General features: G+C 40.3%; 10 protein-coding genes and 1 rRNA gene. All 11 read right to left on the bottom strand.

Features of this window, described 5'->3' with window-relative positions:
* Positions 1-9: 9 nt before the first annotated feature.
* Positions 10-1,032, bottom strand: coding sequence for an ABC transporter substrate-binding protein (locus VEI_RS00170; protein WP_059361025.1), 1,023 nt, complete (start codon positions 1,030-1,032; stop codon positions 10-12).
* Positions 1,032-3,443, bottom strand: coding sequence for a TonB-dependent receptor plug domain-containing protein (locus tag VEI_RS00165; protein ID WP_059361023.1), 2,412 nt, complete (start codon positions 3,441-3,443; stop codon positions 1,032-1,034). Before VEI_RS00165 ends, VEI_RS00170 begins: the two co-directional genes overlap by 1 nt.
* Positions 3,444-3,579: 136 nt before the next feature.
* Positions 3,580-4,323 carry an energy transducer TonB gene (locus VEI_RS00160; protein ID WP_059361021.1) on the bottom strand — a complete coding sequence of 248 codons (744 nt, stop codon included), beginning with the start codon at positions 4,321-4,323 and terminating at the stop codon, positions 3,580-3,582.
* Between the two features lie 4 nt (positions 4,324-4,327).
* Entirely contained in the window at positions 4,328-4,732 is a 405-nt protein-coding gene (locus tag VEI_RS00155; RefSeq protein WP_059361018.1) for an ExbD/TolR family protein, read from the bottom strand.
* Positions 4,729-5,340, bottom strand: coding sequence for a MotA/TolQ/ExbB proton channel family protein (locus VEI_RS00150; protein WP_059361016.1), 612 nt, complete (start codon positions 5,338-5,340; stop codon positions 4,729-4,731). Before VEI_RS00150 ends, VEI_RS00155 begins: the two co-directional genes overlap by 4 nt.
* Positions 5,341-5,910: 570 nt before the next feature.
* Positions 5,911-6,861: an ABC transporter substrate-binding protein gene (locus VEI_RS00145; protein ID WP_059361015.1), complete on the bottom strand. Its 951-nt coding sequence runs from the start codon at positions 6,859-6,861 to the stop codon at positions 5,911-5,913.
* Positions 6,862-6,972: 111 nt separating this feature from the next.
* Entirely contained in the window at positions 6,973-8,034 is a 1,062-nt protein-coding gene (locus VEI_RS00140) for an ABC transporter substrate-binding protein (protein ID WP_059361013.1), read from the bottom strand.
* A 106-nt stretch (positions 8,035-8,140) separates the two neighbouring features.
* On the bottom strand, positions 8,141-9,262 hold the full coding sequence (locus VEI_RS00135; protein ID WP_059361010.1) for a M48 family metallopeptidase: 1,122 nt from the start codon (positions 9,260-9,262) through the stop codon (positions 8,141-8,143).
* 40 nt (positions 9,263-9,302) lie between these two features.
* On the bottom strand, positions 9,303-9,659 hold the full coding sequence (locus VEI_RS00130; RefSeq protein WP_059361005.1) for a CGGC domain-containing protein: 357 nt from the start codon (positions 9,657-9,659) through the stop codon (positions 9,303-9,305).
* A gap of 124 nt (positions 9,660-9,783) precedes the next feature.
* Positions 9,784-10,674, bottom strand: a complete 891-nt coding sequence (locus VEI_RS00125) for a pirin family protein (RefSeq protein ID WP_059361003.1) — start codon at positions 10,672-10,674, stop codon at positions 9,784-9,786.
* 665 nt (positions 10,675-11,339) lie between these two features.
* Positions 11,340-11,456 (bottom strand): 5S ribosomal RNA (gene rrf / locus VEI_RS00120).
* Positions 11,457-11,538 lie beyond the last annotated feature (82 nt).

Genomic DNA, 11,538 nt, shown 5'->3' with positions numbered 1-11,538 from the left:
GCTCCTTTATTAATGAATTAAATCTGGTACCCCTTCTGGATAGAGGTTAGGGTACAACCCATGCGATACAATATCGATTCCATCAGATAAGCGAATACCCGGACTATACACTGCAAGCAATGGCAAGAAATGAACTCTATTATTGCGCAATGCATTAACACCTTGTAAACCTGGCTGCGTTAACACATAGTTCATGATTACATCCGCTTGACTATACTCTCCGTCAGAGACGATTAAGAATATAACGTCTGGATTTTGTTCAATCACATCCTCCATACTAATCGTTGGCGTTTCCGTATCGATTACATTTGCATGCAAAGAATCCCCTATATTACCGGCCAAGGTCTTATGCCCATACAGTCTAAAATGCTTGCCTTGCACCTCGATAAACAATGCTTTTGGCGACTTTTCATGCGCTGTTTGTGTCACTGTAAAATTGACGGATTGTTGCATTTCACTGATAATACGCTCTGCTTCTATATCACGATGAAAGATACGACCCAAATCACGTATATACTTGTATTCCATATCCATAGTTAGTGCCGACTGTGCCCCTAACGAGGACTCGGCGATATACACATTAGCTTGGCGAGGCTGCCAAAATGAAGGAGGACGCAACCCTTTATTCGTAAAGGTTGAGCGCCAGCCTACGAGCAAATCTGGTTTCATCATCAATACAGATTCCAAGTTAAAATATTGCATATCCTTGTACGGAATTTTATCATACGCTTCGCGATATTCTGGACGCACATACTTGCGATTTGGAATCCCCATACCGGCTACAATACGATCCCCTTCGCCAAGGGCAATGATAGTTTCTATGGAATTTTGCCACATAGCCACAACACGCTCAGGTACCGCAGTATAGGTGCTTTCAAAAGGTTCACCACGACGTACATAAGACTGTATCGTCACAGGCGACTGCAATTCGATATGAGGAGGCGTAGACTGCCCCCGCTCAACAGTTACCTGCTGAGGTCCACAGCCTACGCACAATAATAGACATAGTATTAATACGCTAAATCTAATCATTAGAATTTATATTTCGCCCCAATCATAAAGGAACGCGCTGGCATAGCCGCACTACCACGACCATTATAAGCACTATAACTAGTTTCATAAGCGCGGTTAAGTACGTTATTAACTACGATATACGCAGTTAAATCCTTCGTAACATTGTAATTTAGATTCCAGTCAACGATGAGGAATTGTCTATGAGTGAACGCATAATCACTGTTGCCTGTGTACCAGTTAAACAATAAACCAGAATAGAGTTTTTTATTATCGTAGGACACATTTAAGGAATAATGGTTTTGCGGACGCAAACTATTGATAGCCACGTTGATATCATCACTATTGTTATAGCCCCAGTTTGGATCAAGCACCCAACCACCTTTAGATAGCCATTTGTCCTTCATGTGAGAATAGGACGCACTCATCGTAATATGTTTGTTTAATTTGTGGTCTACAGTAATATTGAAAGATTGTTTATTTTCTTTCGCATTAACTGCTGTTTCTTCAAAATCACCTGTTGCATTGTTTAAGATTGGCAATGTGGCAATGGCATTGCTCATACGCGTGTAATCGTAGTGAACAGCTACTGTAGTGTTATTATTTTTACCAAAATTATGTTGTACGCCGAATGTGAAAGCATCGCCTTTTTCATCTTGCAATGGAGTATTAAATACACCATCCACAGATGTGTAATCACCTTGTTTTAATGGTCTCATGATATGAGTCCAACCTGCATACATGCTTGTGTTTTTATTAAATTTAATTTGACCATGTAAGCTAGGTGTTAAGGAGCTAATACTACCTTTACCTTGGGAAGTACCACTGCCAGAACCTTGATAGCTACCATAATTTACATAGCGCAATGCTGGGGTTAATTCTACATTATTACCAATGTAAATCTTATCTTGCAAATATGCATACAATGTATTACGACGAACATCATAAGATTTTAGAACCCCATTACGCAAAGACTTAGTGTTAAATTGAGAACGGCTATAATCGATGTTAGCAATGATATCGTGTTTATCTAATTGACGTGTCCATTGAACCTCTATGCCATTCTTAGTTTCTTTGTACCAGCTTGTTGGGCTACCAGCCATACCACCAGTATCAGCAATCCATTGACGGAGTGCATCTTTATTATCTGGGAATGGAGCTAAATTAGCATCTACCCAAGCATTAAATTGCTCAACCGTTGTCCCCGTTGGGAATGCAGCTTCATAAGCTGCACGTGCAGCAGCTGGTGTACCTCGCGTCCAAGCGTATTTATCGCGGCCTTCATAACGATGATCTAAGCGATACAATCTTACAAAGCTTTCCAATTGACCTTGGCGATCAAAGGTATATTTCAAATCTGTCTCTAAGTTTTTAAACTTACTATAGGAGCCATAATTACCATCTAGAGCATATAGATTATGATATCCAGGATTTTTAGAGTCTCCATATAGCTTAGGGGCACCTGCTATTAATTGATGATTTGCATCAACTTGACCTACAGCAGCATTAAAGATAATGCGACGCCAATCTTCTTGGTTCCAATATTTACGGCTTGGTGTAGAAATAGGATATCCATCATAACCTTTTTTATAGTTTACGGAGAACTGCAAATTTTGCTTCTTATTAAAATCATGGTCAATTCGAGCATTAAAGCCTTCTTCTTTCCACTTAGAACCAGTAAGCGTAGCTACTTCACCAGTATCACCGTCTTTATATTTTGTGTCTTGAGACATATTGCGCGTAGCTGTCACAAAATAACCAGTAGAAGCATTTTTACCAGCTGTCCCTTGAACTGTTAAGTTGTAGCTGTGCTTATTCCAGCTACCTGTTGCTAAATCAACAGAGCCATTGAAATTGCCTTTACCACGGCGTGTAATGATATTAATAACACCGCCTGTCGCATCGGATCCATATTGAGAAGCACCAGGGCCTTTGATAACCTCAATTTTATCAATGGCATCCATATTCGTTACTTCATCAATATTAACGCCTGTAGACTTAGACCCTCTTTCAGAGCTATCACCCAAACGGCCAGATGTAATATTGTCTACACGACGACCATCGACAAGTACTACAACGCGGGAATCGCCATTGATGGACACACCATTATTGTAGAATTGGTAACCATACTCGCCACCACGGTAGCCTGGGTTTTGGAATGTAACGCCTGGTACGCGTTTAATCGCTTCTGTTACATCACGGTAATGACGTTTTTCAATTTCTTCACGAGTGATGACTTTCACATCACCGCCTGTACGATAATAGGATTGCTCTGTAATGGTATTACCATACTCGTCCTTTGCAGAATCTGCTGTAACAATAACATTATGAACTTCATACCCCTTAAAATTCTCATCATACGCATTCGCTTGATACGTACCTAACGCTAATGTGACAGCAATCGCTGTAGATAAAAGATGTCTACGTTTCATATTCCCTCCATACACACGTATAACTATATAAACTACGGATACCTCTAATTTCCATAGATTATAAACACATGATTAATTCACACACACTTTTTGAAAGCTAATACTTGTTAGACTTATATACACTTATCTCTCTTACTTATTCTAGGTTATAGGTTATAATAACAGGTTCTGATTTAGGTTCCCCTGTTGTATTTACCGCACCACCGGAACTAGCCGCAAGTGAATATGCTGCATTATCAAGGATACTAGAGCCACTACTTTGTGTAATTTCAGCATCTACAAAATTACCTTCGCCATCAAAATGAACCATAAGATGAACTGCACCTGTAATACCTCGACGTACAGCCTGTTGTGGCATCACTTTATTAGCCTCTAAACTAGCAATATACCCAGAAGCATCAAAATAGCCTGAACCTTCTATTTCACTAGTGCCAGGGTTTCCACTTTTTGTGCCCTCGCCTTCTTCACCAGTACCACCATTACCAATAGGGCCACCGCCTGGACCCTTAACATCACCGCTACCAGGTATGCCTAACGGGTTATCCGTATTCCCTTTTAGGTTTACACTAGCTGTTTCATTGCCGCCTAAGTAGGGGTTAAGGTCTTTTAAACCAGGTGTCGGTTTACCAGATAAATCAGGCAATACACTACCCGACTTACCGCCCGCAGCATTTTCTTTATCATCAGAGACAATTTTCTCTTGCTGTTTCTTCTCCTGCTCAGGAGGTTCTGGTTGCACCATGTCAAGATTGATGACCAAATCTTTCTTTGGCGTTTCTGGTGGTTTTAAATGGCCGAACCAATCGCCTACAACACCCCAGTATGCTAAATTGACCACCAATGCAGCTATAAAAGGAATGCCATATCGTTTACTCACCATATAATCACTTCCGTTCTGTCGCTACGCTGACAAATCGAGCACCACTCATCTTTAGATTATCCAAAATGCTAATAACATCCTTATACGCAATATCTTCAGATGCACGGACGATAAAAGCTTGTTGTGGCTCTTTCGTAACGATGCCTTGAATTTCAGCACCCAATTGATCTGGTGAGATTTCACGTTCATTCAGATACATCTTATGGGTAGCTGTTAAAGAAATAGTAATAGGCTCAATCGTTTTTGCTGTCGATGCAGATGCCTTTGGTAAGTTAAGAGGAATTTGTTCCTCAGTATTCATATACAACGTACTCATCATGAAAAATACGAGCAAGAAAAAAACGATATCTATCATAGGTATAATCATGATGGTAGGTTCTTTTTGTATCCCTACTGAACTACGTTTCATCGTTGACTCCTAATATATAAATCCAAAATAGAACCTAAGCGTTGCTCCAATTTTGCAATATCATAGTTAACCTTATCTGTGCACCAGCTGTGGATGGCTAATGCTACGATGGCTACTGAAAGCCCTGTAGCAGTGGCAATCAATGCTTCAGATACACCACCAGTAATAACTGTAGGCGCCCCGATATCGCCACCAACGGCAGCAAAAGAACGAATCATACCCACTACTGTACCCAATAGGCCAAGTAAAGGAGCCATTGTAACCATCATGCTAAGCCAGTGTAAGCCGCGTTTTAGTCTTTCATCCATGAAACCAACTACATCATGAAGACGGTTTTCCAAGCCTTCAAAATTATATACGGAATCTACAATTGGTGTTACAAATTGACTAAGTGCATCATCATTATTCTTAATCGCTTGTTCTAATGCAATCCAATCATTCGCATTACGACCTGCTTCAATGCTAGACGACAATTGTTGAATTTCACTGTCAATGCGACGATACATACGAATTCGCTCAAATAAAATCGTACATGCTGCCAACATAAATAAAACTAGCGGATACATGACTACGCCACCGGCGTTAAAAAGATGAATTGCATACTCCATAATAACCTCCATGCATTTTAAGATTTACAGTAATAACTTATACGCTAACAAGTGTTACACACCAATAAGTTAATCATTAATCGATAAATTACGATTAATCTTCAATTAGTTTATTATTCCATAAAGCCATAGCTAATACAATAAACCTATACCCTGTATGGGTATTTATATTGAATGTATTTTATTGTATATATAACGATTTTTTCCATTCTATATAGACATATTTCTATTCAAGAAAAACAATAATTATACTCCAAAAAAATTACATTCATTAACCTTGTGAATATGTAAAAAAGCAGTCTATAGAACTTATTCCTACAGACTGCTTTTCCAGTATTTATCAGTATTATCAAAGCTTATTATATATTGTTATCGGAGTGCGCCTAAATACATATTTATTCTCTTCATTTTGAGTTATGAATATTTTTTATAGCTTTATGAAACCAAGCATGATTATACTCATCTCCATAAATATAACAAGGCTTACAGAGGATGAATCACTCGTCCTCATTACATAATATAACGCACGTACCAATGTAACGCTCATATCAATTTTACATTCGCACCCATTTAACGCTCGTACACCACTTGAGCCATGCTATAGATGCCTCGACCTACATGGTAGGTCTTAGCTAGCATTGATTCATTAGATACGATGGCAATCTTTTTATTCTTTATGGCCTTGAGATTTGCTAGCGCTGGATCATTATAATAGCTTGCATAAACTGCATCTCGATTATAGTCGGGTGCCCGTGTATCCATCGGCACGATAATAACATCAGGATCCGCCTTGATGAGGTCCGCCTTTGTGCCATAGTCAGTTAATCTTACACCCGATTTAATGGCTGCATTGTCTACCACTACATAGTTAAGCATATCGGCAACTAAGATCTTTGATTTGCCATACAAACCATTTTGGTTATACACAGCAACGGTCTTCTTCGGTTCATCACGACGCGCAAAGCGAAGTGATTCTGTATCGCGAATGTAGTTCATCATTGTACCGATGAGGCTTTCAGCCTTATCTTTTCTACCTAGTAATCGCCCTACATTTCGAGTTTGGTCTTCTACGTCTTTCACAGTCTCAGGCGCTCTAAGCAAGGCTACCTTGATGCCCTTATCCCGCAAAGGCCGAACTAGTTCTGTCGATTCATTCGCATCTTCAATGATAACAATATCTGGTTTTAATGCAGCAATGGCATTTACATTAGGTGCCACCCGTTGCTTAACAGTATTGGTAACTTGGTACGGCGCCTCTGTGCTAGCCACGACGGAATCACCGGCTAGTTCACTCACCAAATCCGCAGCATTAGGTCCTACTGCAACGATACGCTCCGCCTTATGGTCTAGCATGACGGTCTCACTCGTACCATCCACCATGGAGTAATGACCTTTTGAGGTCAATAGTCCCCAAATACCACCACTCTTAAAATCCTGCCAAGAATGGTACATACCAAGTGCTGCTATCACTAGGCCCACAATACAAATGGTTAAAAAAATCATTAAACGTCGTAGTTGCACAAGCTCTCCTCCTATGCTTTCAAAATGATATGATGTACTCTTTGTAATGCTCTACTCACCGTTATGATGTATGCACTATAAACTATCAACGGCGGCATATGACTTATATCGTTAATTCGCCGGCACGCTTTGGTATTTTACAAAATTATCATACGACCAATCGCCATATAGCCATTTCGACATTTGTTGCATCCCAAAGTACATCCATGACGAATAACTCATTATATGCATTTCATGAATAGGATATACATGCCCCTTTTTAATGGCCGTCACATTTTGTAACTCAGGATCCTTAATAACCGCATTAAGATCTTCTTTATAGTCAGGCAATTTATCAATATATCGCGTTGGTACAAAAATAACATCTGGATTGATGCGAATTAAATCAACTTTTGTCCCCATGTTTTCTTGCATGTTGAAAGTAGGGCTGCTCGCCCGATAGTCCCAAACATCAGATAGAACATTAGGATCCTTACCACGCTCTATGATTTTCAAGTTTCCTGCACCATCGATGCCATGAATCATTTCAATCATATCCCGAAGTACACCTGAACGATACAAACCATGCGTCGGATTATATAATACAATCACCGGTTTCACATCATTTTTATGAGGCTCCACCTGTTTTTTGACATTCATAACAGAACTATTAATCGAAGATTCTGCACTTGTACTATTAAATAGCTTAGCCACTTGCTTCGTATTAAGGCTTATATCCTTCAGGCTATCTTTCATGGTGTAAATAAACACGGGAATACCTGCAGCACGCAACGATGCCACTAAGCCTGGCGGCGTCGTGTCCGGTGCCACTACTACATCCGGTTCATAAGATTGTATAGATTCCACTGTAGGCTGCACACGGCCGTTTATAACAGCACCAGAGCTATAAGGAGATCCATCGGTGGCCACAATATAAGGTTCGCCGGCCACACTAACCAAGTCAACAGTCCCTGCCCCCAATGTGACAACACGGCGCACGTAATCGGGTACCACCATCACAGTATGTTGGCTATCCTCTATTTTCCGCTGATTAGCAGAGGCTAACATACGGCCTATCACGCCATGCCTAGGTATGACATCACCTAGTAAATCTGGGGCCATCCCAATAAGTAGGCCGATAGCAAGACAAATTCCAAGCACTACATAAGGTAACAGAACCCATTTTTTAAACATAAGTAGTCTCTCTCCGTATATCACTTACGACTTATACGATTTTCTTAGTAAAAGTACAAATTATTATTTAATAAAAGTACAAATTATTCTTTAGTAAAAATACGAATTATTTTTTACTAGATTTTTTCTTACTTGGTTTTGCTGCCTGTTTCCCTTTCGCTGGGCCTGCGGCTTTCACAAACGAGTTATTTAAATTTGTCGCCACCATGAGCGCCACATCCGCATTCGGTGTGGTCACGATAGATTGACCTGCTACGGTTACAGTAGGACCTGTGTAAGAAGCACTGCCCGGCTGAATTTGACCATTATGATACAAGCGAGCCAATTTACCAGCCATGAAATAAGCCCGTTCTTCACCTGTATAACGACCGCTATTGGCAGGGCTATAGATATTCACATCATTTACAAACACAGCTCCATTATCGACGTTTACGTGATTACCGGAATAGGTATACATGCGATCAATATTGTCCTTCACACGACTGCTCGTCTTAGGATGATTATTAGGGGTAAATACTTGATTCAAACCTTCACGATACAAATCGCCATATTTGTTGCGAAGAACTGCCATAGAAGCAGCCGCACCACCTACGTTATACGGGGATTCACTGAGAATTTGAAAACCCAATTCATCCGCTTTTTTCTCTTGGCTCATCGTAAATACTTGGTTCGCCATGTAATTGCCAGCAATATTAGATAAAATACCTACATCACCACTACCAGCAAGGCTTACAGCCGTAGATAGACTTACTTGTTTCTTAAGGCCATTAACGATGTCCTTGTGCTCACCATGCGCAATTTCATGGGCCATAACGTATGCTAATTCATCGTCATCCAAAAGCTCTAAGGCCCCTTGATTGACAGACATAACACGACCAATTGTAGCAAAAGCATTAAACTCGTCACTAGGGTTTGCATACACCACATAAGAACGCTTTACGCTAGGCGTTGCCACCAAGGTTTTCATGATACGTTCAACACGTGCTTGCGCCGCACTATCCTCTAAATACCCCGTTTGAGACTTAGCACGAGCTAAACTTTCAGCCTGCCCTTCCGCAGAATTATCCATTTTATTAACCGCAGTCGATACATACGCAAAAGCTAAAGCGCCACCTGCCAATGTTTCTACGGCCCCTGCAGCCTCCACTGTTGCAGGTACAACAGTAGCTGTCGTTAGTGAAAGCCCCATAACAGCGGCTAACATAGTAGATTTAAATTTCTTATTCATATTGTATCCTCTCATTCTCTCTCAATCGAAGTAGAAGCAATTAATTTTTAGCATTCAATTCTATTGCAACTTTACCTTCTTTTGATACTTCAGAACCATGCGTGTAACCAACCACATCAAAGCCAGCCTCTGCACATTGTTGGGCTATGCTTTCATAATTTTCATTCTTACCACGCGTACATGTAGAAAGATGTACCGTAGTAACACCTTTTTTCTTGAAAGACTCAATTTTCTTGGCTAGATCGCCACCACTATGGGTGAAACCTACCAACTCAATATCCTCATCTGCATAACGCTCAAAGGAATCCGCTTTATTCATAAATGCTTTCAAACAACCGCCACAAGAACAGCGCTGCATTGTATCCTCATTCACGAGGACCGCAATTTTTTTAGACATAAAACCTCCTGTCAAAACATTGTACGCAATAATTATACCATAATCAATATAAAACAATGTGTCTCAGGATACATTACTTACAAGAAACACCCTGATGTACGCCATTATACATCAGGGTGTTATATTACATAATAGCTTCTTCGCGGCCAAATTTACCGTTTATGTATTCCCCATAAGCGAGGAGAAGCTCTGTTTTATTTGTCATAACATATGGCCCTTGTTTTACCACGGGTTCATTGAGTGGTTCTCCAGCGAGAACGAAGATTTCAAGACCTTCATCACCAGACTCTACCTCAAAGCGCTCTCCATCATTGTTGAAAAGTACAAAGTCTCCAGATTCTATGCTTTCACCATTGGCACTACCTGTACCATTAATCACAAGAAAGCCTGTATTCCAAGTCATATTCTCAGAAATAGAGATCCATGAATTAGGTTGAAGTTTTAATTTGTAAATATTCATCGGTGTATGGGATTTAGCAGGACCTGTTATATGTCTGAAAGCACCGGTGTAAACGATGGCATCGATTGTTTCATCAAGAGATTGATACCGCCCCATTGTGGTAGCAGGTATATATTGATATGCAGGTGTATCGTTTTTATGACGTTCAGGTAGATTTATCCATAATTGTAAAGCATGGAACAAACGTCCCCGCTTTGCATATTCTTTTTCATGAAATTCTTTGTGCAAAACACCACTAGCTGCAGTCATCCATTGCACATCACCAGAATGAATAACACCACTATTACCAGCTGCATCTTTATGTTCAATGGAGCCGGAAAAAGAAAATGTTACCGTTTCAAAGCCTTTATGGGGATGTGGAGTGTCACCTGTATCAAAAGGACTGGCCTCGAAATAATATGGCTCGTTATAGTCAAGTAATAAAAATGGAGACATACGATCAAGCATAGGTGACTCATCGCCATCAGGGAAGTACTGACGTACTCTAAATCCAGTGCCTACCCAATGAATATCAGGAGCTTTAATAATTCTTTCAATTGTTCTTACAGGATTCATTCTATCACCTCTTAATCGAACAGGATTCATAATAGTTGTATTATATATGAATAGTTACTCATATATCTTAACACTATTATATCTATTTTTTTCGATATGTCAAGAGTGGGATATTAGAATAGTAATTTACATAAGTTTCGAGCTACTCAACTAATTTACGGTTCCATAATACCATTGGTGACGTGTGCCGCGAAATTGATTAGCTATAGTTAATTTACATAAATTTAAAGTTACTCAACTAGTTTACGATGCGATACCATAGGTGCTGCGCACCGCGGTATCGGTTAATTACAAGTATTTGAAGAAGCTCAACAGTTGTACGGTTCAGTAACATTGGTGCTTCGCACCGCGTTACTGGATGGATATGATTTGCCTCCTACCACTAGCCGCGGCTTCCTATCACACTCGCCCATGATCGTATTTAAAATAGTCTTTTAATGCACGGATCTAATGGTAGGGCTTCGTCGAACCTGATGCAATGGACGTATGCGTCGCTGCGCTCCTTTACGCCCTATTGCCCTAGGTTTCCCACGCCGTCCTATAGATTACTATCCATAGATAATACTTGTACAACCTTGGCCGGAGACGGCTCTAGTAGGCTTAGCTAGTCGAAGACTAGCAAAAAGAAAAAGGCCTACCTTTAGGTAGACCTTTTTCTTTTCGTTAATCAGCGGCTTCCTATCCTCCCAGGCCGTCTCCAGCCAAGTACTTTCGGCGTTTATGAGCTTAACTACTGTGTTCGAGATGGGAACAGGTGGATCCTCATAGCCATCGCCACTGAATCTGTCAGAGTTTGTACTCTGAAAACCACATAGAAGTTATATATATTTGTTGCACATGTCTGCTTAATGTTTTTAGTTAAGT

Origin of the sequence: Veillonella tobetsuensis (assembly GCF_001078375.1) — a bacterium.
Classification (GTDB): Bacteria; Bacillota; Negativicutes; order Veillonellales; family Veillonellaceae; genus Veillonella; species Veillonella tobetsuensis.
The sequence above is the reverse complement of the archived record's forward strand: the minus strand, read 5'-3'. Positions and strand labels throughout refer to the sequence as shown.

Excerpts from the sequence above, each read along its gene's own strand:
- VEI_RS00150 (WP_059361016.1), bottom strand. The coding sequence starts at position 5,340 with ATGGAGTATGCAATTCATCTTTTTAACGCCGGTGGCGTAGTCATGTAT.
- VEI_RS00125 (WP_059361003.1), bottom strand. The coding sequence starts at position 10,674 with ATGAATCCTGTAAGAACAATTGAAAGAATTATTAAAGCTCCTGATATT.
- VEI_RS00170 (WP_059361025.1), bottom strand. The coding sequence starts at position 1,032 with ATGATTAGATTTAGCGTATTAATACTATGTCTATTATTGTGCGTAGGC.
- VEI_RS00165 (WP_059361023.1), bottom strand. The coding sequence starts at position 3,443 with ATGAAACGTAGACATCTTTTATCTACAGCGATTGCTGTCACATTAGCG.
- VEI_RS00155 (WP_059361018.1), bottom strand. The coding sequence starts at position 4,732 with ATGAAACGTAGTTCAGTAGGGATACAAAAAGAACCTACCATCATGATT.
- VEI_RS00135 (WP_059361010.1), bottom strand. The coding sequence starts at position 9,262 with ATGAATAAGAAATTTAAATCTACTATGTTAGCCGCTGTTATGGGGCTT.
- VEI_RS00140 (WP_059361013.1), bottom strand. The coding sequence starts at position 8,034 with ATGTTTAAAAAATGGGTTCTGTTACCTTATGTAGTGCTTGGAATTTGT.
- VEI_RS00160 (WP_059361021.1), bottom strand. The coding sequence starts at position 4,323 with ATGGTGAGTAAACGATATGGCATTCCTTTTATAGCTGCATTGGTGGTC.
- VEI_RS00130 (WP_059361005.1), bottom strand. The coding sequence starts at position 9,659 with ATGTCTAAAAAAATTGCGGTCCTCGTGAATGAGGATACAATGCAGCGC.